This window comes from Streptomyces sp. NTD91 (assembly GCF_059510455.1).
This window is the reverse complement of the sequence record NZ_JCAJZW010000010.1, coordinates 93,701-118,324: the sequence shown is the minus strand read 5'-3', so window position 1 is coordinate 118,324 and position 24,624 is coordinate 93,701. Positions and strand designations below refer to the sequence as shown.

Genomic DNA, 24,624 nt, shown 5'->3' with positions numbered 1-24,624 from the left:
CGTCCCATTCGACCACCGTGGCCCTCATGACGCCAGGCACGTACGTCCGGACACCGACCGGCCGGGCCGACGAGTGACGGAGCCCACAGATTTTCCCGTTTCTGTGACCGACACGCCCACGGAGGATCTCCTCTTGTGTACGGCCGAGCCGGAGTCACCGGAGGGTATACGGAGATGAACCACATAGCCGCGGACGCAGAACTCGTCGTCGCAGCACGCGAGGGCAGCCAGGGGGCACTGGAAGAACTGGTGGCCCGGCACCTGCCACTCGTCTACAACATCGTCGGTCGCGCGCTGAGCGGGCAAGCAGATGTGGACGATGTCGTCCAGGAGACGATGCTGAACGTCGTGCGGGGCCTGCCCGGACTTCAAGAGGAGCAGGCCTTCCGGTCCTGGCTGGTCGCGGTGACGATGAATCAGGTACGCAGGCACTACCGGAGCCGCACCGAGCAAGCGCGTCCCCTGGACGAACTCGCGGTCGTGGCAGACCCCGGCGCCGACTTCGCCGACCTCACCCTCACGGAACTCGGGCTGTCCGGACAGCGGCGGGAGACCGTCGAGGCCACCCGTTGGCTGGACGAGGACGACCGAGAGTTGCTGTCGCTGTGGTGGCTCGTCACCACGGGCCATCTGACCCGCACGGAAATGATCGACGCGATCGGCCTGGACAGCCATCACGTCACCGTACGGGTGAGCCGGATGAAGGCACAGCTGGACACCGCGCGACTGGTGGTCCGAGCACTGACAGCGGTTCCCCGCTGCGCCGAGCTGTCCTGGGTCATCAGTCCCTGGGACGGAAAGCCGAGCGCCCTGTGGCGCAAACGGCTGGCCCGACACGTGCGCGAGTGCGCCCACTGCGGAGGTCTGGGCACCGATCTGGTACCGGCCGAGCGGCTCCTGGTCAACCTGGCCCTGGTCCCGCTGCCGGTCGGCCTCGCGGCGTACGTCCTCGCGCACACCACAAGCCCCGCATTCCAGGTCACGTCGGCCTCGACGAGCGCACCGCGAGCTCGGGAGGGCAAGCAGGCCGGCAGGCACCGTATGTCACGCACCCGCGTCTCGGGCGACGAAGGCGGACGCTCGCTGGCATCCCTCGGCGGCAAGCCGCTGTTGGCTGCCGCGGCGCTCGCGGCCACCGTCACGGCGGCCCTCGGCGCGGGGGCGTTCGCGAGCCCGGACACCGGGAAATCGGCGGGACACCAACCCGGCGGTCTCAGCGTCGCCGACGACAACACGCCGGCCTCGGCGTCGACTCCCGAGAAGGCCGGGGGCGGTGGCCAGATCACGCCGACGCCCAGAGCGACGCCGAGCAGGAAGCCCAGGGCCAGGCACACCGCGCGCCCGAGCGGCCCCAGCCACACCGCCCCCGCGCACACCCCCACCCCCACCCCCGCGCAGCCCACACCGTCGCAACCCTCCGTGCACCCCTTTGGCACGAACGCCGAGCAAGCCGCCGCCATGGCGGTCCTCAACCTCATCAACCAGGCACGCGCCGAGGCACACCTCGCACCTCTGCAGCTGAGCTCCGGCCTCGGCACGAGTTCCGAGCGACACACTCACACCATGGCATCGGGCTGTGGCATGCAGCACCAGTGCCCGGGCGAACCACCCTTCACCGACCGCGAGACCGCGGCCGGCGTCCATTGGGGGACTGCCGGCGAAAACATCGGTGAGGGCGGTCCGGTGGCCGACACGCAGCCGGACATCACGCGCATGGTCGTCGGCATCACCGAGCAGATGCTCGCGGAACAGCCCCCCAACGACGGACACCGCCGCAACATCCTCAACCCGGATTTCCACCACATAGGAATCACCGTGCTGCGTGACAGCGGAGGCACGGTCTGGATGACCCAGGACTTCTCGGATTGACGAGCTCGTGCACGGTCGGCGGTGAGGCTTCGGGCTCTCGATCGTCGATCCGTGTCGTACGGTGGGGACGCCTCTCGTGCGGTGGTCGTCAGCGACAGCATCACCGGCCTGTCGGCCGATGTGATCGCGGAACGCGTGGTCGAGGTCGAGGCCGTTGTGGCACGAACTGCACCCGGTCAGGGTCGCGTCCGGGCTGCGGAAGCGCGCTGTGGGGGCCAGGGCGAAGCAGTGGTCGGTCTTGGCCGACCGGCTCCCGGAGGTCTGTCCGCACCCGTCGCGACCGCCCCGGGGCCGGATGGAGATCATCGTCAGTGTCGGGCGCTCGCGAGGTGCGCCGATGCGCTGGGCTCTCCAGGGGCAGGGGCAGGGGCAGGGGCAGGGGCAGGGGGCACTGCTCTGCCCGGCGGCCGGACAGAGCAGTCGGTCATGTCACGTCCTTGTAGGTGCCGGTGGACGACAGGGCGCCTCACTGCTCTGTCGGGGATTTTGTGATGTACCCACCTGAACCGGATGTCTACTGGGTGTGCGGTTCAGGATGTTCGAGGCGGCTACTGTCATATGCAGGTGGTGTGGTTGAGCGCGCGTGCGGCGGGCACGGTCGCGTTCTACGGCACTCCGAGGCGCGTCGGCACGGTGCCCGGGGCGCGGAGTGGTGCTGCTGCTTGCGCACGGCCGGTATGCGCGCCGGGGTTGGCACGACATCCCGGCTGCACGGGGAACTGCCCGCACGCGGCCGCGAGCCGCAAGTCGAGGACCGCCCGAGTCCGCTCCCGAAGTACGGTCCGTCTCGAAACCGCGTTGCGTCGTCGGCCGGCTCATGACCGACCCGGACCGCCTTAACAGGACCGACGCCGGCTGCAGAGAGCGGCGGGGTGGGCCTTCCACGCCGCTTTCATGGCAGGGATGGTACGTGTCTGCGACCGCTGCCGGGGCGCGCCCCGGGGTCGGACCCGATCACAGAGATCCCACAAGATCCGCCCCTACGGTTCCTCCTCGGGAGTCGGCAATCAGGGGGAGCACCGTGGATCGTTCACGTTGTCTGGGCGGGCGCTACCGTCTGGAACACGTTCTGGGCCGGGGCGGGATGGCCGAAGTGTGGCTGGCGTACGATCTGCTGCTGTTCCGCCCGGTGGCCGTGAAGGCGCTCCGGCCGGAACTGGCGGCCGATGCCGAACACTGGGCGCGTTTCCGTCGTGAGGTCGTCTCGGCGGCCCTGTTGGGCCACCCGTCCGTCGTCGCCGTCTACGACGCGGGGGAGGACGCGATCGACGGCCACCTCGTCCCGTACCTCGTGATGGAGTACGTCAAGGGCACCACGCTGCTCCAGTTCGTGCGCGAGGCACGGAACACGGAACCGGAACATGCCCTGGAACTCACCGCCGGCGTGCTGGAGGCGCTCGAGCACGCCCACCGCCACGGTATCGTCCACCGGGACATCAAACCGGCCAATGTCATGCTCTCCCACGAGGGCATCGTGAAGGTGACGGATTTCGGAATCGCCCGGTCGGTGGGTCGCACGGGTACGACCCTCACCCGCACCTCGGTAGTGGTGGGGACGGCCGAGTACCTCTCACCGGAACAGGCCCGGGGCGAGCAGGTGGACGTCCGCACCGACCTGTACTCGACCGGCTGCCTGCTCTACGAGCTGCTCACCCGCCGCCCCCCGTTCACCGGTGACACACCGCTGGTCGTGGCCATGAAGCACCTGTCGGAACCACCGGTGCCTCCCTCTGTCCACGTTCCGGAGCTGCCTGCCGTCTACGACACCCTGGTGCTGCGCGCGCTGGCCAAGGATCGTGCGGCCCGCTACCAGACCGCCGAAGAGATGCGCGACGCCATCGGGAAGGTGCTGGCAGGCCGTGCCACGGCGGTCACCTCGCCGCTGCCGGAACCGCCTGCGACGGTTCGGCACACCCAGGATCCCCGGAAAGTACGCCCCGCGCGCCGACAGTACATCCGCCGGCCGGTCCAGGCGATGGCAGTGCTGCTGGCAGCCGCCGTGTGCGCCTACGTGATCAACGGATCCCACACGCCTGCTCGGTCCCGGGTCGCGGCACCCTCGCTGATCGGCGAGACGATGAACGAAGCCCGATCGAGCGCCCAGGCAGCCGGCTTACGCCTCCAGCCCGTCCGACACCGAGTGTGCCCTCACCCCGGCACGCCCGTCGGCCGAGTATGTGAGCAGACGCCCCCGCCCGGCAGTGAGGTGCCACGTCACGCCATCCTGCGGGTCATCCTCTCCGCTGGCGCACCTCATCGAAGGTAGAACTTCTCTTGCGCCACCAAGACCGTATCGTCAGCCGCCAACTCCCGCCGACGGCCGGGACGCCTCGATCGCCGCCATCTCTCTGCTCGGCGGTGTGGTCGACCTCAAGCCGTACACCGACCTGGCGTCCTTCCCCGCCGACGCCGTCCACCGGACCCTGATGGGGGACTGGGGCGTAGCAGGTGTCCCCGGCAGCCTGCTCATCGGCCGCCTCGTCGGCCGCACGCCGCAGCCGCCCCCTTCGCCGTCGTCGCGTACGTACCCGCACTGCTGACGGCGGCTCACCCGGCCTGCCGACGGCGGCCGTGGTCGGCCCGTGGGCGATCGTGGTTCACAGGGCGTCGGCCGGCCGTCGCCCGGGGCGGGCGGGCTTGGTTGTGGCCGTCGGTCAGATCCAGTCCTTGCGCTTGAAGGCCCAGTAGAGCAACACGGATGCGACGACCATGACACCGGTGGAAGTGACGAAGCCCGCCTGGGTGTTGACCCCCGGGTAGGGAACGTTCTGTCCGTAGAAGCCGGTGACCGCCGTGGGTACAGCCACGATCGATGCCCAGCTGGTGACCTTCTTCATGATGAGGTTCATGCGGTTGCCCTGAACGGTGAGGTTGGTCTCCATGATGGACGTGATCAAGTCCCGCAGTGACTCTGTCCACTCGGTGGCCCTCAGGACGTGGTCGTACACGTCCTGGAAATAGGGAAGCAAGGGTTCGCCGACGATGTGCAGGTCGCGCCGGAGAAGGCTGTTGACGACCTCCCGCATCGGCAACACCACGCGGCGCAGTCTGGTGAGGCTCTTGCGCAGCGCGTAGGACTCCCGCTGGACGGAGTCCATCTGCTCGCGCCCGTCGTCGAAGAGCAGATCCTCCACTGCTTCGATGCGGTCGTCGAGGTCCTGCACCGCGGCGAAATGCCCGTCGACTATGTAGTCCAGCAGCCCGTGCAGGAGGAATCCCACTCCGTACTTGGCAAGATCGCTGTTGTTGTCCCAGCGTTCGACGACTTTGTCCATGTCGAACCGGTGGTCGGGGCGGATGGTGATCAACGCGGTGGGTGTGATGAAGACGGACAACTCACTGGCGGTGAGCTGCCCACTGGTCTCGTCCGCGCTGACGGCGTAGGCGCTCAGAAAGGCGTGGGTGCGGTAGCGATCCAGTTTCGGCCGCTGATGCTCGTGCCGTGCGTCTTCCACCGCCAGCTCGTGCAGTCCGAACTCCTCGCTGATCATCGCGAAGTCAGCGGAGCACGGGTCACACAGGTCGAGCCAGACCGCCACGTCCGGATCGTTCACGTATTCCGAGATGTCGGCGGTCGGAAAGTCCTCGAGGATCAGGGAGCCGTTGCGGTAGAGCCGTGTGCGCGTCATGCCGACGCACCATAAGGTGCCCTGGTAAGAGCACCGCCTCACCTCTTTTCGGGCGATGGGCGGCCTCTTCCCGGTTCCCTCGCGGCACTTACCTCCCCGGACGCCGCCCTGAGGACCGCCTTCGTCCGGGGCCACCCGACTGTGACGAGGTCCGGCGAAGTGTGCATACAGGTGGGAACCGAAAACGAAGCGTGAGCCACCGGGCCGGTTCCCGACTCCACCGCGCCGGCTGACCGGTCATCCGGTGACGAGGGTCCAATGCATGTCGTGCAGGGTCTGTCCGATCGGAACGTAGTAAACGCCGGCCAGGCACCAGGGTGTCCTGCGACGACCGTCGAGGACGCTGTCGCGGTTGTACGCGGGCGGGCAGGTGATGGTCCGGTCGAGGGCGGTGATGATTCCGCGTGCTTCATCGGCGGTGTGGTTGCGGACGCCGGCGAAGACGGGCCGCCGCTGTCGCCGTTGACGGCTGCGACACCGCCGGGAGTCGTGGAGGTGGCGTAGGCGAGGTCCACATCGGGGCGGTAGATGTGGTGGGGTCCGGTGACGCCGATGTCCGTCTGGGTGATCCGCACACCGCAGTGCACACCGGACGAATGCCATCCATCTGGGACGTGCAGCGTGCTTCATGTGCCGCTGTCTTTCTGCTGGAGCCAATGTGACGTGGACGTGCTTTTGCGGGCCCAGTCCGTCGGACAGAGAGGTGATCGGATTTCGGAGAAGGCCGCGAAGCGGTAGTCGCAGGGCCGAGGTGGACAGCGCGGTCCGGCCGGCCCCGTGCCGAAGTCCGTACGGTCTACGGAGGCCCGGCGTCGTGGCGACCACGCGGTCGGGCGATCCACGGCCCGCGCGTCGATCGAGAACCGCCTCCGGTCCCGCGCTCCACGGGGCGTCAGCGTCAATGGCTCAGTGTGCGACCAGTCGCTCGCTCAGCCACTGCAGCATCGGCGGGATCTCGCGTCGCCAGGTGTTGAAGTTGTGCCCGCCGCTCGGAAGGATGATCGACGAAATCCTGGTCACGTTGGTGTTCTGCACGCTCTTGATGAACTTGAGCGTGTCCTTGTAGTTGTGCTCACCGACCCTGCTGCTGGTGACGAGCAGCGACGTCTCGGGCGCGGTCAGATGCTTGAGCATCCAGAAGAGGTCGGATCGATTCCGCAGGTTCTTGTCGCCGTGGAAGAGGTCTCCGGTGGTGGGGTCGATCGGCGCCTTGTAGTACGGCGACAGGCCGGCGGCCGCCGCGTAGGAAGCCGGGTGGTGCATGGCGATCTTCAGCGCGCAGTAACCACCGGTCGAGTCGCCGGCGATGCCCCAGCTGGCGGGCGTCTTGTCCACCCGGTAGTGGGCCATCACCGCATCGCGCAGATCCTTGGCGAAGAACGTCTCGGTCTGCGGGCCACCGGGAACGTCGACGCACTCGGTGTCCCGCGGCGGCGCCACGGTGGGACGCAGCATCACCAGGATCATCGGCTGCATCTTCCCCTGCCTGGCCAGCTGCTGCGCCGTACTGGGGTAGTGCAGCTTGTTCACCAGCGCCTCGGCCGTGCCGGGGTAACCCGTGAGGACCACGGAGACCGGGAACTTGCGCGCGCTGTTCTTCGGCTGGAAGTACTCCGGCGGCAGATACACGAACGCCGGCGTGGCGAGGTGTGTCGTGCGGCCGATGATGTCGACCTTCTGGACCTGGCCGGCCACCTGCGGCAGCGTGCTGCTCGCACCGATGACCTTGGATGTGGCGACCACCTGGACGGAGCTGTTGGCGCCGCCCGCGACATGGTCGACGACCACTCCCTGGGCATTCTCCTGGCCGAACAGGTCGGCCCAGCTGGCGTAGAAACCGAAGGCCTGGTTGACCGCCAGGCCCACCGAGGCGAAGAGCGCCAACTGGGTGCCGAACAGCAGAACCACTCGTCCGCTGACGGCTCGCCAGCTCTGCCGGGCCAAGCGAGGCCACAGCCAGACCGTGCCGAGGAACAGGAGGACGGCGAGGACGACCGCCAGCACCAGCACTTTGTTGCTCGTGAGTCCCATGGGCTGTTTCCTGCCTGCGCTTTCCGCCCGGCGCCCGCACGCGTTTCGTTGCGAGGGCTTGTCCGGGGCTTTTCCTTGGTCTTTGACCCGTGGCAGATGTGCACATGTCGGTCGAGGTTCCGACTCGATCCAGCCGGCCCTGACGTATACCGCGCGGCCCGTGCCGCGAGCCCGAAAGAGTGCAACGGCTGCGAAGCACACTGGTCTCTGGCCGGTTCAGTGTCCGGTTGGCGGCTGGATGCAGCCCTCCAGGGGGGCCGCCGCGAAGCCCTGTTCCCGGATACGCTTGCGCGGATTCGCGAACGTCTGCGTCATGGTGGCGCGCCTGAGCTCAGCAGGGCCGTGGAAATGAGCGAGGATGATGTCGCCGCCGGGCCGCAGCTTCTTGCCCGGCTCCTCGTGCTGCACAGTGCGTACCTGCATGGACTCACGCCACTGGACGATCGTTCGTGGCCCGCACTTTCCCACCGTGATCCCGGTGTTGTCGTACGCCCCGTAGCGTGGCGCCGGAAGAGCAACGGAGCGGTGTCGAAGCGCCGGGTGAGGGTCTTCTGGCCGCAGTCCGGCTTGACGGCGTCGTTCACCAGGAACATCGTGATCGGGACCTTCAGGTCCCGCATCATCTCGATGCACTCGGGCTCCTTCTCCGGTCCGTCGTTGTCCGCCGGGGGCTCGGGAGCCGCGGGCAGGGGTGTCAGGCCCCACGTGTGCCAGGCGGCAGGCTCAGCCGTGACGTGCGACGCGGTCCCGGGCGTGCCACCGAGGGCGGCGGACGCCGACGAGGCGGCCGCCGGACCGGACGCGTCGCCACCGCTCAGGCCGCAGTCGCCCACGCACAGGGGCAGAGGCGTGCCGGCCGGCGGCGGGTGGAACCCGCCGTCCATGGTGCGTCGCTTCACCGTACCGGTCTCCTGACTGCCAAGCTGTCCTCGGCCCTGCCGGGAAAGTAACCGCGGCATGAAAGGCGAAGTTCAGCTGCATGAAAGGCGAAGTTCAGGGGAGGGTGAGAATGTCACCAAGGCGCCGTCGTCCCCGGCGCCGTGCGGGCCACCCCGGCCGACCCGGGCAGGAGGCGCCGGGTGCGGCGGGTGAGCCGCGCAGCCGCTCGGCGGCCGAGGCCTCCTCCCGCGCTCGCCGTCGGAGCCTTGTGGGCCAGCTCGAGTGCGCGCGAGATCGATCTCTCTCCTCCCGGTCCTGGCGACCGCCTACGCAACGACGCCCGGCCTGCTGCTCTGCCGCAGGTCCACGGCCCCTCACACCGCAAGATCGACGAGCGGCCGCAGGAGACGAACATGGCGTCTGCCACCGGCATGACGCCGAGCGCCACGCCGATGTTGTCGAGGCTGATCGTCGCGCGGATCGCCACAGCTGCTCAGGGGCGGAGCACAAGCCGTTCGGGTACGGCTCGCAAGCCCATGACGTCGCCGACCCGGCGGCGGCACCGTCGCCAGTGCCCCGGCGGGCAACGTTTGCCCGTCGAGGAGCGGCGTCCGGTGCGTGCTGCACCTGACGCCGCGCGGCCGCCCTGCGGGCAACGACGGGAATCGTCGGACAGGCCCTGGGTGGCCCCTCGACGGAGGCAGGGACGGGCTCGCGCACGTAAGAAGGACGTTGCCTCCGCGTGTGACCTCTCAGCAGTCTCGAGGCCAGAGGGTGAATGCGCCGGGTGATTGCATCCAGTCGAAGGTGGTGACGCTGGAGTGGCCTTGCCGGGCGAGGTACTGCACGCGTTGGGCCGCGGCGGTGGGGTCGGGGTTGGTGTCGTCGAGCGTGGGGACGACGCTTTCGGCCGAGCCTTCGACGGTGAGGTAGTGGCTGCGGCAGTACCACGACATGGTGTACCCGTCGTTCAGCCAGCGGGTGGCCTGGGTGTCGAAGACGACGAACCAGGGGCGCAGTTCGGCGTCGTAGATGAGGCGGGGGTCGCCGTTCGGGCTCGGTTTGGTCATGGCAGGCCACATGGAGCCATCTCCCAGTCGGCCGGCTGCAGACAGGTCGGCCAGGTGCTGGGCGTATTCCTGTTCGGTGGAGAGGTTGTCCAGCTTGTAGGCCGCGAGCTTGTTCTCGATGGTGCCGGTGATCGGGAAGACGATGAACTTTCCTCGCAGCTGGTTCCAGGTGGGCCAGGCTCCGGCCTTGGCCGCGGCGTCGAGGGTCGCATAGGTGGTTCCGAGCATGTCCGCGGGAGTGTAGAGGTTCCGGGCGCCGAGGTGTCCGGCCACCAACTGGTCCAGTTGGGTCGGCCCCATTCCGGCATCGGACCGGAAGCCCCATTTGAGTTCGATCTTGATGTAGACGGGGTCGTGGCGGGGGTGCGCGTCGCTCCAGGCCCTGAGGTCGTCGAGGCAGGTTCTGAGGCTGCCGTTCTCCCAGGTGGTCTTGAAGATGCCGGACCCGGTGGTGTAGGTGCAGTTGTTGTCGTTGACCAAGGGGTCGGAATGGCTGACGATCCATCCGCCGGGGTTGCCGTAGGTGCTGTACGCGTCGATCTCCAGCAGGTGCGCTCCGAGGTCGAGGCCAGCGGTGATCGACTTGGACTTGCCCTTGTCGTAGGCGTTGTGCAGTCCGGACGCGGAGACCTGGTCCAACGGAACATTGTCGAAGGCCGATGTGTCTGCCGCCGTCTCGACCGTGGCGGTGTGACCGGGCGTCGCGGAGGCCCGTGACGAAGCCAGGCCGAGCAGCATGACAGCGGCCAGAACACAGGTCCTGCGGCGCCAAGGACGGGCTTGCGTTCGTGGGGAGGGCATCGGAACTCCTTACGTCTGGGGGAGTCGTGCGCGTCGCGAGCCGGCAACGAAGGTGGATCGCTTCGCCGTCGGCCGTGCCCTGGGCCGTCAGGCTCGGCGCGTACCTGGTTGATGTCCGCGCGTACGGCGGGCGAGGTGGGGTCGTCGGGGGCGGCCGGTACGGCGAACTCCGCGAGGTGGCCGGCGATCCTCAACCCGCCCGCGCCGGCGTGCTGTCGGGCCGCGCCCGCCAGAGCTTTCGCACCGCTCGCGAGGTCCCCGCCCGACCACGCGCTGTGGGACTCCCCGGCGGCGGCCGCCCAGCGCCCGCGCAGCCGGACACGTCCGTCACCGGGGTGCCGGCCGGTACGGCGGTGGTGTGACGCTGACCGCGCCGGGGGTCGTCGCCGTCGGTGCGACCTTGCCGGTCACGCCGACGCGGTGGCGAGCCGGCTTGCGGGAGCCGGTTCGAGGTGCGCGGGGTCGCCGTCGTACCACTTGGCACGGCGCCGCCAGAGGTCGCGCACCATGAACTCGGTTTCGTCGTACCTGGCTTGCAGGTGGAGGCGGTCGGCCGGATGGGCGGGTGGTCGCACGGAGTGGATCAGGTCGTCCAGCCGGGCACCGGAGTCGAGTCCGTCGAGCGTCTGCCGGACCAGGCTCTCCAGCCGTTCCGCGGTCTCGGTGAGCGCCCGGCGGATCCGGCCGGCGCCGAAGACCGGCGCTCCGTGCGAGGGCAGCATGATCTCCGCCCCCCAGGGGGACGACGCTGTCGTCGACGGCGCCGTGCCAGGCCCGGTCCGCGTAGTCGGTGAGGGAGAAGCCCATGGTGCTCATGCCACCGCGAGCGCGGGCAAGAGGCAATCGGCCGCGAAGCCACTGACAGCCGCCCAGTGTTGTGACGTGTCACAACCAGATGCCGTACCGGAGGTGTGCGATCCGGCCGGCCGCACGCCTCGAACCGCGGGTCAACCAGCCGGCCACGGCCATCGTGGAACGTCAGCGGTCCGAGGTGCCCGGCTTCGATCTCCTGCCCGGAGAGATGCGGGACGTGGAGATCGCGGCGACGGCCCGCCACGCGATACGCGGGTTCCTCCGCCACGTGCAAGGCATGCCGGACACCGACAACGGGGGTTCCGGGAACGCGCCGCCGAACGCGCCGAGGTAGGCCCCCGCTGGTGCAGCGGCTCAGGGGCCACCACGTCGATGCCGAGGTACTGCTGTACGTACTGGGCCAGTTGGCCGGAGGTGGTGCCGCACCGACTCGATGAGGCCGGCCTCACCGACGTCTCGCGCGTGGTCCTCGGCCCCGCTCTCTTCGCTGCCGCCGACCCTGCGCCGGACCGCCGGCCGAGACCACCGGTGACGACTCCACGCGGCGGTCCCTCCCCGGGCCTCCGGCGGGCTACCGGCGCAGGTCGACCACCGTGCGCAGCTTGCCGCTGGTGGCGGTGCGCTCGAAGGCGGCCCGCGGCACGATCTCCACGGTGAACGACAGCAGTTCCTCCGCCTCGGCCGTAGCCACCTCCGCCACCTCGGTGGCAAGGGTCTCCCGCGCGGCCGCGGCGTCGGACACGTACTGCTCGTCCAGACGCACCGTCAGCCGCTCACGGCCGGAGCCGGGGGAGACCAGCAGCTGGACCTCACCGCGGTACCCCAGCCGCTCCTGCGCCGCCTGCAGGAAGCGCCGGTAGTTGAAGAAGTACGTGCCGGCGCGCACCACATCGCCGTAGCGGCCCAGAAGTTCCAGACGCGGTACGTGGCTGCCGCACGGGCACGGGCCCGCCACGGCACGGCCCAGGTCACCGATCTCGTAGCGCTCCAGCCGCTGTCCGGTACGCGCCCGCGAGGTGAAGACCAGCCGGCCGATCTCACCCGGCGCCACGGGCACGTCCTCGCCCGGGTCGAGGATCTCCAGTGTGTGCAGGTCGGTCAGCACATGGTGGACCGACCCCCGCGACGCGGCGCACTGATAGCCCAGCGGACCGAGGTCGGTGCTGCCGTACGCGGCCGAACGGATCGACTCCACGCCGAACTCGTCGGTCAGCACTCGGCGTTGCTCCGACGTGAAGTGCTCACCGCCGTAGAACACGGTGCGGATGCCGCCGTAGGCACGCAGCCGGTCCGCCTCGGCGTGGAACAGCTGCCACAGATAGGAGGGCATCCCGAACACGGTATCCACCCGGTGTCCGACCAGCGCTTCGGCGACCATGGCGTGGTCCGGCCCGGCGGCCATCGGGACCTGAGTGGCGTTCAGCCGTTCCAGGATGGAGAAGAAGCTGATGAAGCTTCCGTACATTCCGCCGCAGTAGAACAGGTTGGCCGCCCGGTTGTGGGCCGGGTCGAATCCCGCGGCGAGCAGCCCGTCGGCGGCGGCCCGCATCTGGTTGTCGTAGTCGTCGCAGGTGAACACCGACAGGGCCGGGGCGCCCGTGGAGCCCCCGCTGCGGAAGTACAGGTGCGCGTACTCGTCGGGCAGCGAAGTGAGCGCCCGCTGCACGTCCTCCTTGCCCAGCGGCCGGCCGTCCGGCGGCGGGGGCAGCACGGGCGGCGCCACCAGGTCGTCCAGACAGGGCACCGTGCGGAACGCCACCTCGGCCGCGCGGACGCTCACCCGCCGACTGTAACGCTGCAACGCGTAGACCCCGTCGTGCGGTTCGCCCTCGTAGCCGTCCAGCATGGAGCCGACCGGAGTGACCCGGGTGACGCCCGCGGCCAGCACGGCTCGCGAGAGCTCGGCCACATCCGCCGGTCCGCCGCTGATCGCCGCGGTCTGCAGGTACCGCCGCATCGGCCGCAGGGTCGCGGCGACCGCGCGCCGGGGCAGCGGTTTCACCCAGACGCTGCGGTGCAGCGGGGAGGCGGTCAGCGCGCTGCGGGCGTCGGCCAGCACCCGCCAGGTGCCGTCGCCGGCCGTGATCACCCGGGTCAGACCCAGGTGCTGTTCGAGTCGGGTGAGCTGTTCCACGGTCGTGATCTCGGCCTGCTCGGCCGGGCCCGGCAGCGACGCCCGCCGGGTGTCGGAGACCTTCGCGAGCCGCTCGGCGAACCTTCCGGCGAACGCGAAGAGCGCCTCCTTGTCCTCGGTGTCGAGGTAGACCGCCTGCGGACTGGAGCACGCCTGCTGCTCGAAGCGGCAGACGTCCTCGGCGAGCGCGTCGAGGACGGCGACGTCGGCCGCCGCGTCGCGGGTCAGGTAGGCGAAGGAGATCCGGTGTCCCCACTCGACGACCCGGCAGCCGGGCGGCGCCAGGTCGCTCACGGACCGCACGGCGTCCTCGCCACCCCACACGGCGATGGCGTCGGCCTGCCCGCACAGCGTCTGCAGCCACTCCCGACGCGACGAGGGGAACCGCAGGGCCACCACCCGCTCGCCGATCATCCCGGTGGGATCGGCGGCGCACAGCGCGGCGAGCAGCTCGACGGCCGGCGAGGCGCCGGAGCTGCTGGTCTTGAGCACGTTGAGGTTGCCCGCCAGCAGCCCCTCGACGACGCTCAACGGCGCGACGGTGGCGGCGTTGCCCGGGGCGATGTGCACCAGCAGACCCACCGGCGCCCAGGCCTCGTACACCGTCCTGCGGGCGTCCGGCCGCGTCAGCCGCTCCGGGCGCAGGCCCCCCAGCTCCCGCCGCAGCTTTCGCTCCAGGGCCTGCCGGGTGAGGCCCGCGGCCAGTTCGACGAGGACGGCGTCGGCCTCGTCCGCAGGCAGGTGCGCCGTCAGCCGGGCGTGCAGCGCCGAGCCCGGATCGGTCAGTTCGGTGCTCACCGCGGCACAGGCGCCGATCACCACGTCGGTGGGCAGCGGTCGGACGACGACGCGCCCGGCCAGCTCGGCCAGCCCGGCGAGCCGCCGGCCGGCCTCGGCGTCGTCGACGAACTCGCCCTGCCACAGGTGAGGTTCGGGATGGAGTACGGAGGTGGTCACGGCGTTCCCTTCAGGAGTTCGGCGGCGGCGACCGCACAACTGCGGTTTCGGCTCACCCCGGCCCGGCCGTGCACGGTGAACCAGTCGGTGGACAGCGGGCAGCCGCACTCCTCACCCGGGTGCAGTGACGCGAGGTCGCCCATCACGACGCTGTGCGCCGGTACGGAGGTGATGTAGGGGCTCACCAGGTGCAGGAAGCCACGCTCCCCGTAGGGCAGCGGGTGCAGCGTCGCAGTGTCGCGGACGGCGGCGCGCGACCACACCGGAACATGGAGACGGTGATGTGCGCACTCGACGTACGGCACGCAGTGTTCGACGGAACCGAAGGTGTCGCGGATGCGTGCACCGGGGATTCCGAGGAGTTCGGTGACCTCCGCGTAGAAGGCCTCCTTGCCGATCCGCCGGTCGGCGTGGCCCTTCCAGCCGCCGCCCAGCACCACCAGCGACCCCTCCGGCAGCCGCAGCGGCGGCATGCCCATGGCGCTCATCCGCTCCAGCGTGAAGTGCAGGAACGCGGGGAAGCCGAGGATGCGCACCGGTATGTCGTCCTCGGCGTACCGCCGGAGCGCCGCGATGCAGCCGTGCACATCGAACTCGTGGCCCGCACCGGTGTGCCGCAGCGCGTGCGTGGTGTGCCGGGCGGGAGCGAAGTCGCACAGGTAGTTGTCGGTGAACGAGGTGCCCAGGTTCAGGGACGGCGCCGGCTCGTAGCTGTAGAGCAGATAGTTGACCGGCTGATCGGGGGTGATCCAGCCGTAGTGGTCGAAGATGCGGGCCACCATGCGCTGTGCCGAGCGGATGGTCCACTCGTCGAAGAACATCTGCGACTTCTGGCCGGTGGTGCCCGAGGACGTCAGATGCAGGAAGACGTCGTCGCGGGGGATGGACAGCACCTCGTGGCGCTTGAAGAACGCGGCGGGCACCAGCGGAGCGCGCACCCGTTCGCCGACCGTGGGCGACGCCTTCTCCGGCGGATCCTTCAGGAGCGAGGCGAAGAACGGCGAGCGTCGCGCGTGCCAGGCATTGGCTTCCGCCATCGCGGCGGCGAACAGTTCGTCGGCCTCGGTCCCCGTCGCGTACGGCGACCGAAGGTCGCACAGCCGCTGGATGTGGCCGAGCGCCGCCGGGTCGGGGACCTCGACGGGAGCGAGATGGGGGTTCATCGGGACACCTCGTGAAGGGGCAGGTAGGTGGCGGTCCAGACGGTCAGGTAGGCCCTCAGGTAGGGCTGGAGCAGCGGGCTGACGGCCGTCGTCCTGAAGTCGATCTGACGGCTGGTACGGGACAGCACCACGTAGTCATGGAAACGGTCGTCGATGCGGCGCATCGCCGGGTACACCGCGCTCGGCACGAAACCCGACATCAGGAAGACCTCCAGGGCCTCGGTGTCGGTCAGCGGCAGCAGCGTCTCGGCGTAGTCCGCGCCGGCCCGGGTGACCGCTGTCATCAACGCCTCGAGCGCGCCGGCCACGGCCGCCGGACGCGGGTGGACGGCGACCAGGGCGCAACTGCCCGCCACCGGATCGAGGTCGGCGTACGCCTCGAAGCCGCCGTCGGCCGCGACCAGCAGCGCGTTCGGAGTGTGCAGGGGGAAGAAACGGTCGTCCGCGTCCGGGAACCGCTCCAGGAAGCGGCGGCGGACGAAGGCCGGGGCCGCGATCAGTTCGATCGGCTCGGCTTCCGTGACTGCTCGAGTCGCGGGAGGGGTGGGGACCCGTCCGGTCCCTGCGCAGTCGATGCCGATGCCCGAGGCCGCCGCGTACAGCAGTGGCGCAAGGCGTTCCGGTACGTGCCCGAGGGGGGCTCGGCGCTCCAGCACGCCGTCCGCGTAGCGGGCGAACAGTGCCAGACTCTCGCAACCCTCGACCTCGACCGCGTTGGGCAGCAGGCCGAGCGGCCGGAAGCCGTTGCGTACGACGACGCTCTGCGGGCCCTCGGTGACGACACGCACGGTGGCGAACACCGAGTCGAGGCGCCCGGTACCGAACGCCTCCTCGCACACCGTGCCGGTCAGCCGGGAGGCGAGTCCTCCGCCGCGGTGCGCGGGGTGAACGGCGAGTCCGACGAGCTTGCCGACGCGGCTGCCGGGATCGGTCTGCACGACGGCGGAGCCGACCAGCTCGCCGTGGTCCGTGCGGGCGGTGAGCCAGTGGGCGGTGCCGTCACTGATCAGCCGGCGCATGACGGCGGGATCGCTGCCGAGCGGCACCGGATAGCCGTGCCCGTACACGTCGAAGTACAACTGCCGCAGTTCTGCGATGTCGTGGACCGCGGCGGGCGTGAGGACGTCGGTCACGACGCGTCTCCCGTCAGGGCCGCTGGGTGAGCGCGCCGGTCGCGCCGCTGCGGTCCGGCGTCGTCCGCACAGCCGCGCAGCCACCACAGTGCCGCCGCGACCGGAAGCAGACCGGCTCCCTGCACCAGACACAGCGTGCGGGCGGTCAGATGGTCGCCGAGTGCGCCGAAGACGAGCGAGGAGACGGGGAACGTCGCGCCGAGCAGCGCCTGCATCACCGCGAAGAAGCCCGGTTTTTCCTCGGCGGGTACCCGACGCTGGAACAACGCGACGAACCGGACGCCGATCACACCGACGCACCAGCCGACGACCAGCAGCGAGCCGACCGCCACGACGTGACCGGTGAACAGGCCCGGTACAGCGAGCGCGGCCGCCATGGCGGCCAGGCACGCGCTGCCCACGGCGATCGGACTGCCCGGAACGCGCCCGCCGGTGAACGATCCGACGAGCGTGCCGGCGCCCAGCGCCGCTTCCAGCAGCGCGGCGGTCGAGCCGGTCGAGTGCAGGGCGCCCCGGGTGTACAGGGGCATGACGACGTAGACGGCGGTGGTGAAGACATTGGCTGCGGCGAAGCAGACCAGCACACGGCGGACGAAGGGCAGGCCGGTCAGGACCCGGCGCAGCGTCCGCGGCCGGGGCGCGTCCTCGCTGGCCCGACCGCTGCCCGCCGTGGCACGGGGGAAACGGGCCGAGGCGATCAGCAGGGCCGCCGACAGGTAGGCGCCGGCGCACCCGGCCACCACGCCCGCCAGGTCGTCCGCGTCCACCACCAGCGGGCCCAGCAGTCCCCCGACGAGCCCGGCCAGCGACTGGGTGGACAGTTCGAACGCGGTGGCCGCCTCGATGTCGGTGTCCTCGACCAGCGCGGGCACCGAGGTCGTCAGACAGGGGTCGAAGACCGCCTGGCAGGTCGCCAGTGCCAGCCCGGCGGCGTAGAGCGCGACCGTCGGCAGCGTGGCCGTGTACGCCCACACAGCAGAGGCCGCGCCGCCGACGCCCGCAGCTGCCGTGGTCATGACCAGCACCGTGCGGTGGGCGTGGCGCGCGACGACGCGCGCGACGACGGGGGCCAGCACGACCGCCGGCAGGCTGCTCACCATCAGGAAGAGACCGGAATCCAGGCCCCGGTGATCGCTGCCGGCGCCGCCGACGAGCCACCAGACTGCGCCGACCTGGAACATCCTGCACGCCGCCTGGCTGAGGACCTGACCGGCCCAGACTCTGCCGAAGGACGGGTTGCGCAGCACCACGGGCAGACGCCGTGCGCGCGGAGCGGCGGCGCTCATGAGTGCGGCCGTTCGTCGACCACGCGGATCAGCTTTCCGGAGCGGGCGTTGACGGCCAGGTCGCGGTGGTTCACCCACTCGACGCCGAGGGGATTGATGTGCCCGGCCGCGGTCGCGCTCGCATAGAGCGGACGCTGCTCCAGCACCGCCGTGACGATGGACTCGCCCAGCGCCGTCCCGCGTTCCGCCGGCTCTGCCGTCGCCAGCCGCAGCAGCAGGCCGTCCCGACCGTCCTGACGGCGCACCACGAGTTGCAGTCCGCTCACCCGGCCGGCCACGTCGGCAGCCGTCACGATGTCGTGCACGTCCTGCGTGTACAGCGAGACGGGGCCGACCCGCACGCCTTCCTCGGCCCGGCCGAGGATGCGGAACACGCCCGCCTCCCGGTCCACCCATTCGGCCCGGTCGCCGACGGGGTAGCGCAGTACGGGCATCAGCCGTCTGCGCAGGTCGGTCACGACCAGCCGTCCCGGCACGCCGTCGGCCTCGACCGGCAGGCCGGCCTCGTCGTCGAGGATCTCCACCACCGTGCATCGCGTGAACGCGCGATGCGCTCTCGGGTCACCGCCGGGTACCGCCTCCCCGAGCAGTCCGGCGTCCACACTCGCATAGCCCAGGGAACGCGCCTCGGCGTGGGGGAAGGCGGCCTTCAGGAGTGGGAGTTGGTCCCCGAACAGGCACTCGCCGCCGAAGAAGAGCAGTTCCACGTCCGGCAGGGTCCGGTCGGCAGAGGCGAGCCGCTCGGCCAGCGAGCACAGCGTCGTCGGCGTGCCGGCGAGGACCTGTGCCCGGAACTCCTCCAGGGTGGCCGCGGTGGATTGCCAGGGCGCCGCCCCGCCGATGGGCAGCCGCACATTTTCCACGGGAGAACGGTGCAATGAATCGAGAACGAAGCTGAAACTGGCGTAAAGGTCACCCGCGTAGAACAGGTCGGCCACTCGGTGACCCGGCCGCAATCCCGCGGTGACGAGTCCGGCGCCGAACGCCGCAGTGAATTCGCGCCACTCCGTGCGGGTGTAGTACGAGAATTTCGGGGATCCCGTGGTGCCGCCGCTGCGGAAGACGACCGCTTCATTCAGCGGTGCGGTCAGCAGCCTGTTGTCACGGGGCGAGTTCGCCTGCCAGAAACCCGTCTGCGGCACCACCGGAAGGTCCGTGAGATGCGCCACGTGGTCAGGGAGGTGAGCATAAAGGTCCTGGTAGAAGGGGGAGTTGTGACGCGCGAAGCGTATGAGCTCCGCGAGTGGTTGAACGGGCATCAATTCCTGCTCGAAGCCTGCGGAAGTGGTTCACTCCGAAACAATGGAGAACCTGTCACTCATGAGATGGTTCAGCCGGGCACCCGGCAATTCGCGGTGCCTCGAAGTGTGACGTCATCTCACCATTCGAAACACTCTTGCGTCAACTCGCAGAGTGTCCACCGGACTTCAGGCCGCTGCGGTCGGACGGAATCCGGGCGTGCTCGGTTCCGTTCCGTGACGGAGCCATCCGTCACACAAGGCTGCCGACCCATAAGGAAGGGTTGAGTACTCCAGAACCCGCGATTATGGACCTGCGGCAGCGGGATTCAGAACGGCGCCGCGGGCATCGTGCAAGCGCGTGTGGCAGGAAGGGGCAACGAGTCGACCCACCCGGACGGCCTGGGGCGAACTGACCGGCGGCGACGGGGACTGCGCGTGGCAATGTGGAAGTGTCGGGCCGCCCGGGCAACGGGTTCCCTCGGGACGGCACGTCCTGGTCGACTCCCCCTGCCAGGGATCCCGTTCCGCGGCGGCATCGAGCTGGTCCACCTCCTCGCCACCATGACGGAACCAGGTTCCCCTTGACTTGGCGGCAGCGGCGGTTGGAGAGGCTGCGCCGGGCGGGATGCCCGCGGGTCCTGTGACTGCCGCCCCGGCCCCGACCGGATTCCAGGACTACCTGGACGGCCACGAAGTCCCTCGGCCGGGAACCTGTCGAGCCGTCAGCGGATGAGCTCGACGACTGCACGATCCCGACGGCGTCGAGCTCAGGCCGGGAAGCCGTAGCCGTAGCCTTGAGAGTCCAGCTCGTCGAGGAGGCGGGCGAGCGCCTGCACCGTCTGCGAACGGTCACCGCCGCCGTCGTGCATCAAGATGATCACGCCGGGTCGCAAGTCCTGGTTGATGTTGCGCAGGATGCCGTCCACACCCGGGCGCCGCCAGTCGTTGGCGTCGTCGCTCCAGCCGAGCGACTGCAGGTGGTTGGTGCCGGCTATCCCGCGGATCGTCGGGCTCCAGTCGCCGCCGGGTGCCCGGTAGTACATCAGCTTCACGGCGTTTCCCGCGGCGTTGGTGATCTCCCGCTTGGCGTCGGTGATCTCGTGGATGTTGTACTCGACCGACTTGCGGTTCTGCTGCTCGTCATGATGGACCGAGTGGTCGCACAGCCGGTCCCCGTCCGCGACGATCGCCTTGGTCAGGTATGGGTAGCGCTGGGCGAGCGGCCCGATCTCGCAGAAGGTGGCCTTCGCGTGGTGCTGGGCGAGGAGTGAGAGTACCTGCGGGGTCCATCGCGGGTCTGGGCCGTCGTCGAAGGTGAGCGCTACGGATTTGCCGCTGCCCTCCACTCCGTGGCTGATCAGCGCGTCGGAGCCCGTCGGGGCGCTCGGCAGCTGCCCGAAGGCGTTCGCCGAGCCCGATTGCGAAGGGGGCCCGGACGGCACCGCGGGGGAGGCTCCACTGCGGCCGGACTGCGTTCCTCCTGCGGTGCGGCCGGATGTCGACGCGGACGGGGAAGCGTAGGAGGGTGAGGGCGCCTGGGAGGGCGAGTGCGGCCTGGAAGAGGACGGCGTCGTCGAGGGAATCACGCTGTCGGGCGAGCTCTTGGGTGTGTGCCCGCCTGCGTGGTGCCCGCACGCCGTGATCACGGCTCCTGCGATCGCCGCCGTGAGGACGGTTGCCGTCGCCACTTTGATTCTGGCCAACGCCACAGATCTACCTCCGTCGGCACCACTCGGTGCTCAAATCGGTGCTGGTACTGGTCGTGTCGAGGCAGGGCCGAGCGCAGGCCCGCTGCCGGTCGACGGCACGGCGGCATCCATGGTCGGGATCCGCTGGTGATCTACGTCCCTGTGCGCCGGTGCCCAGGGGTTGCCGGTCGCTCCAAGTGCTGCGGGGCCGGTCCGGCGGCGGGCTTCGTCGCCCGGCCCCGGATCCCCGCTGCCGATGGAGATGGCTGGTACATCCGGTTTATTCCTGATGTCCGACCACACTAAGGGGGGCCTGCCGCCTTGCTTAATAATTCCGGTCTGTGATGAATGTCGCTTTGTCTCTGAGGTGTAAGGGGGAGTGCCGAAACAAGCCGTTCGGCATCGAATCGGAGGACGAGAAGTCAGGGTCCGTAACATTGTGTGATGGCCTGATCGGAGCTGTGGTGGCTGCATGTGTAGCGGTCCTGCGCCGGTAGGACGATTGCCCGGGATGCGCCGACGAAACCTGGTCGCTGCGGCCGGCAGCCGACAGGCAGAGCACCAGGGCCCGGCCTCGAGACGATGAGGGCCTGCGGCGAGGTGGGGTGTCGGCGGGCGTGCAGTACCAGCTGTTCGGCGGCTTGGGCGCTGCCCCGGGCCGGGCCGGGGCTGGGGTCCTCGAGGGTCATGCGGTCCATGAGAGCGGCTCGACGCCGTGGTCAGGCGCGTTCCGTCGTGGCCGCGTCCATGAGCGGCTCGGTGGCGTCTCGTGGCCGGCGGCCGTCGCGTTCGGAGAGGGCGAGCAGCTGTGTGTCTCGTGGCGCAGGCCGGGAGCGTCGGCGTACGCCTCCTGCGCGAAGGAGACGTCGTCATCGCGGTCCCGGCCGCGTGGAGCCTGGACGGCGGGCGGCGGGTGCGCGCCGCAACGTCGACAGGGAGTCGCCCCGTGCGCGGGGTCGCGAGCAGCGGGATTCCCCGGACTCTCCGCCGGCGGGGTGTCCGCGCGGCCGGACCGCAACAGCCGTCCACGGGACAGGGTTTGTGGATGGGCGCGACGAGTACCGCTTCATCCGCGTCGTGGGTCTCCTGTTCCTGGTCCAGGCGGGCGGCTCCTTCGCGCTCGCCGTCCTGCTGCTGGCAGGGGCGCCGCCGATGCCGTGGTTGAGGGCTGCCGTGGCCGGCGTGGCGTCGGAGCCCTCGGCGGCTTCACCGCTTCACGCACCGTAGGGATGCTCATACGGTGGCGCAGCCGCTGGCCGGACAGTTGTCGCCGACCTACTGGAACGTGAGCTCGCTGGCGACGCTCTCGCGCCCCGCGAGCCACATGCTCAGCGCTTCGGTGGTGCCGCGGACCACCTGGCCGCGACCGCGCGGCTTTCCGCCCGGTGTGAGGGGGACGACCCGGTAGCGGGTGAGCTTGCGGCCGAACGGCCAGCTCCAGATGACTCCTTCACGGTACAGGGCGCGGGCCACCGGCTCGGGAATCTCACGGTTGCGCCCGAGGCCCCGCAGAACGTCCTGGTGATGCATCGCCATGTCTCCGGTGAGCAGCCATGCCATGGCCTGTGCCTGGCCGGAGGGCTTCGTGGCGGACTTCCACCCGAGGTCGGTCAGCTCCGCACGGCTCAGCGTCCTGCCGTGCGCAACCATCCGTGCGTTGCCCCGGTTCACCGTCAGTGTCGACGGCCGCACATAATGGGATGCCATTCGGTCCAGACCGACCACATGTGCCAGGACGTCCCGTGGGGCCCAATCCGCACACAGGGTTTTCGCGTTGTTGAACTCGTCGTCGGTCAGCTCGCTCATGGTCTCCATGAACCGAGTGCGTTCCCGACGCAGTTCCAAGTGCCAAGCGGTGGACACAGTGCCTGCGGTTCCTTTCCTGGATGAGTCTGCTCCGCGACCACGGGCCGGACCGCGCGGTTCGGAGAGGTGACTTGTGCAGCGCACGGACGGCAGCGCCGCTCGCCTGTCCCGCAGGTTGTGCGGCAGCACCGGAGCGCCGAAGTGGTGAAGCGTCCGCGTGCGGCACGGGCCGCTCGGGGGCCCGGTCGTCTCACAGAAGTGCGAGGACGCTCCGGAGAAGCCGGTTCGTGCCGGCAGCGTCGTGAGGACACTGCTCCTGCGGCGTCCGGTTTGTCATGCACGGCTCCGTGCGGGACCGGCTCCTTCCCGGTGGTGCTCCGGCGCGGGGTCAGCAGCAGGGCGCCGGCGTTCTACGCCGTCGCCCAGGGGTCGGACCGCTCCTCGGCGGCGACGGGCCGGCCGGATCGTAGGCCTTCGTGGCCGCGGCCGGCGTGTCCTTGGCCGGCCGCGTGATCCGCAGCGTCAGCCGTTCCAGCAGCGCGATCCGTTCGGGCGGTCGACCGCGGCCACGCCGAGCGCCCGGCCGATCGCGGCGGTGCCGAAGTCCGGTGGCGTGCTCACTGCCGCGGCTCCTGGTCGGCTTCCGGTATCTCTGCTCGCACGGCCGAGGCGGTGCGGGCGGCGCCGCGGGCTGCGGCCCGGGCCGCGGCCCGGGCCGCGCGGCGGGCTGCGAGTTCCTCGGCTTCGCGCCGCTCCAGCCGCGGTACGTAGGTCCACACGTACACCGCCACCAGCCCTGCACAGGCCAGCAGCAGCACCAGCGGGGCCACGGTGAACTGAGGGCCGACGCTGACCGAGGCCAGCAACCCCATCAGGGCGAAGACCACCATGAGTACGGCCGCCACGGGCACGCCGCCGCGCAGCCGGTGGGGGCGGTGCGTGCCGGGCTCGCGGCGCCGCAGCTTCCACACGCAGTACCCGGCGGCGCTGTACACCCCCATCTCCAAAGCCGCGCACAGGGAGACGATGACGGCGAAGGAGCCGGTGGCGGCCACGACCGCGGCCAGAACCAGGGAAGCGCCGCCCAGGATCCACACCGGGAGCACCGGCACCGCCTGCTCGTTGAGCCGGGTCAGCGGGCGCGGCAGCTTGCCCTCGCGGGCGACCGCGTACATGAACCGGGAGAGGGTGACGAACCCGCCGTTGAAGGTGTTGACCGCGGTCAGCGCCGTGACGGCGAGCATCACCAGCATGCCGGCCCGGCCCAGCGCCTGCTGGGCGACCAGCAGTTGCGGGTAGGCTGTGCCGAGCGCGGTGGCGTCGAGAGTGGCGCCCATCGCCACCGCGAACACCGCCTGGCAGCCGGCCAGGACCAGCACGGCCACGAGCATCGCCCGCGGGATGATCCGCGGCTCGGTGACCTCCTCGGCGTTCGTGGTCACCCACTCGAAGCCCGTGTAGACGAAGATGCCGAGGACCAGAGCCTGGACCGGCGAGCTCGACGAGCCCGCGCCGAGCGCGGCGTGGTGGCCCGGGTGCGCGATCGCCGCGACCCCGATCGCGACGGTGGCCAGCACCACGATCGTGGTGACGATCCGCTCGGCTGCTCCGGCGAGCTTGATCCCTCGCAGATTCAGCCAGGTGGCCAGGACGAGCAGCAGGGCGACGTAGCCGATCGCGATCAGCCGGCCGTTGCCGAAGGCGTACGCCAGGGCTTCGCCGATGATGTAGGCGTCGGCGGCGATCACCAGCACGATCGCGACCATGTAGGTCAACGTGATGGTCAGCGCCGCCTTGTCCGGCATGGCGCGGGCCAGCCACAGCCGGATGCCGGCAGCCGTCGGGTGCATACCGTTCAGCTCGGCGAACACCGACCGCACTGCCAGGATGACCAGCCCGCCGGCCGCGACGGCCAGCCAGGACATCGGCCCGCTGACATAGGTCAGCAGCTGCGCGAGACCCAGGAAATTGATCGCGGCGAACGCCAGTCCGGTGGAGATCGCGGAGGCGCCGCCGAATGACAGCGCCCGGCGCAGCACCGGCTGCGCCAACGGTTCGGCCATGGTGTTTCCCTTTCGGATGCTCAGTTGCAAGATCACGGGCTTCGTGAGGTGCCGTGGCGCG

The 24,624-nt window shown here is 70.0% G+C and carries 17 protein-coding genes; 4 read left to right on the top strand and 13 right to left on the bottom strand.

Annotated elements, in window-relative coordinates; translation table 11 throughout:
- The first annotated feature begins 174 nt into the window (after nt 1-174).
- The 3 genes from AC5WRT_RS14115 (at nt 175) to AC5WRT_RS14105 (ending at nt 4,409) form a co-directional block, all read left to right on the top strand.
- A complete protein-coding gene (locus tag AC5WRT_RS14115) occupies nt 175-1,869 on the top strand; it encodes a sigma-70 family RNA polymerase sigma factor (protein ID WP_496100266.1) in 1,695 nt (564 codons plus the stop codon).
- Nucleotides 1,870-2,890: 1,021 nt separating this feature from the next.
- Nucleotides 2,891-4,135 (top strand): protein kinase domain-containing protein, encoded by a 1,245-nt coding sequence (locus AC5WRT_RS14110; protein ID WP_496100265.1) that lies wholly within the window; start codon nt 2,891-2,893, stop codon nt 4,133-4,135.
- Between the two features lie 94 nt (nt 4,136-4,229).
- On the top strand, nt 4,230-4,409 hold the full coding sequence (locus AC5WRT_RS14105; RefSeq protein ID WP_496100264.1) for a hypothetical protein: 180 nt from the start codon (nt 4,230-4,232) through the stop codon (nt 4,407-4,409).
- Nucleotides 4,410-4,523: 114 nt separating this feature from the next.
- Here the strand turns inward: AC5WRT_RS14105 and AC5WRT_RS14100 are convergent, their stop codons facing one another.
- The 11 genes from AC5WRT_RS14100 to AC5WRT_RS14050 form a co-directional block, all read right to left on the bottom strand.
- A complete protein-coding gene (locus AC5WRT_RS14100; protein WP_496095243.1) occupies nt 4,524-5,498 on the bottom strand; it encodes a magnesium transporter CorA family protein in 975 nt (324 codons plus the stop codon).
- A 906-nt stretch (nt 5,499-6,404) separates the two neighbouring features.
- Nucleotides 6,405-7,529, bottom strand: a complete 1,125-nt coding sequence (locus AC5WRT_RS14095; protein ID WP_496095244.1) for an alpha/beta hydrolase — start codon at nt 7,527-7,529, stop codon at nt 6,405-6,407.
- Nucleotides 7,530-7,745: 216 nt separating this feature from the next.
- The gene (locus AC5WRT_RS14090) at nt 7,746-7,952 is read right to left on the bottom strand and encodes a hypothetical protein (protein WP_496095245.1); all 207 of its coding nucleotides are present in this window, start codon (nt 7,950-7,952) and stop codon (nt 7,746-7,748) included.
- A 1,208-nt stretch (nt 7,953-9,160) separates the two neighbouring features.
- Nucleotides 9,161-10,117 (bottom strand): Ca2+-dependent phosphoinositide-specific phospholipase C, encoded by a 957-nt coding sequence (locus tag AC5WRT_RS14085; RefSeq protein ID WP_496095246.1) that lies wholly within the window; start codon nt 10,115-10,117, stop codon nt 9,161-9,163.
- Between the two features lie 569 nt (nt 10,118-10,686).
- The gene (locus AC5WRT_RS14080; RefSeq protein ID WP_496095247.1) at nt 10,687-11,001 is read right to left on the bottom strand and encodes an alkyl sulfatase dimerization domain-containing protein; all 315 of its coding nucleotides are present in this window, start codon (nt 10,999-11,001) and stop codon (nt 10,687-10,689) included.
- A 662-nt stretch (nt 11,002-11,663) separates the two neighbouring features.
- A complete protein-coding gene (locus AC5WRT_RS14075; protein ID WP_496095248.1) occupies nt 11,664-14,183 on the bottom strand; it encodes an acyl-CoA reductase in 2,520 nt (839 codons plus the stop codon).
- A complete protein-coding gene (locus tag AC5WRT_RS14070; RefSeq protein ID WP_496095249.1) occupies nt 14,180-15,346 on the bottom strand; it encodes a LuxE/PaaK family acyltransferase in 1,167 nt (388 codons plus the stop codon). Before AC5WRT_RS14070 ends, AC5WRT_RS14075 begins: the two co-directional genes overlap by 4 nt.
- Nucleotides 15,343-16,479 carry a GNAT family N-acetyltransferase gene (locus AC5WRT_RS14065; RefSeq protein WP_496095250.1) on the bottom strand — a complete coding sequence of 379 codons (1,137 nt, stop codon included), beginning with the start codon at nt 16,477-16,479 and terminating at the stop codon, nt 15,343-15,345. Before AC5WRT_RS14065 ends, AC5WRT_RS14070 begins: the two co-directional genes overlap by 4 nt.
- Nucleotides 16,476-17,765: an MFS transporter gene (locus AC5WRT_RS14060; protein WP_496095251.1), complete on the bottom strand. Its 1,290-nt coding sequence runs from the start codon at nt 17,763-17,765 to the stop codon at nt 16,476-16,478. Before AC5WRT_RS14060 ends, AC5WRT_RS14065 begins: the two co-directional genes overlap by 4 nt.
- Nucleotides 17,762-19,024, bottom strand: coding sequence for a phenylacetate--CoA ligase family protein (locus AC5WRT_RS14055; RefSeq protein ID WP_496100263.1), 1,263 nt, complete (start codon nt 19,022-19,024; stop codon nt 17,762-17,764). Before AC5WRT_RS14055 ends, AC5WRT_RS14060 begins: the two co-directional genes overlap by 4 nt.
- Nucleotides 19,025-19,773: 749 nt before the next feature.
- A complete protein-coding gene (locus AC5WRT_RS14050; RefSeq protein ID WP_496095253.1) occupies nt 19,774-20,448 on the bottom strand; it encodes a polysaccharide deacetylase family protein in 675 nt (224 codons plus the stop codon).
- Between the two features lie 1,287 nt (nt 20,449-21,735).
- Between AC5WRT_RS14050 and AC5WRT_RS14045 the strand changes: the two genes are divergently transcribed.
- Nucleotides 21,736-21,921, top strand: a complete 186-nt coding sequence (locus AC5WRT_RS14045) for a hypothetical protein (protein WP_496100262.1) — start codon at nt 21,736-21,738, stop codon at nt 21,919-21,921.
- 48 nt (nt 21,922-21,969) lie between these two features.
- Here AC5WRT_RS14045 and AC5WRT_RS14040 read toward each other — a convergent pair whose 3' ends face one another.
- Both AC5WRT_RS14040 and AC5WRT_RS14035 read right to left on the bottom strand, forming a co-directional pair.
- Nucleotides 21,970-22,557, bottom strand: a complete 588-nt coding sequence (locus AC5WRT_RS14040; RefSeq protein ID WP_496100261.1) for a maleylpyruvate isomerase family mycothiol-dependent enzyme — start codon at nt 22,555-22,557, stop codon at nt 21,970-21,972.
- A gap of 560 nt (nt 22,558-23,117) precedes the next feature.
- Complete coding sequence (locus AC5WRT_RS14035) at nt 23,118-24,563, bottom strand: APC family permease (protein WP_496095256.1); 1,446 nt, start codon at nt 24,561-24,563, stop codon at nt 23,118-23,120.
- Nucleotides 24,564-24,624: the final 61 nt, after the last annotated feature.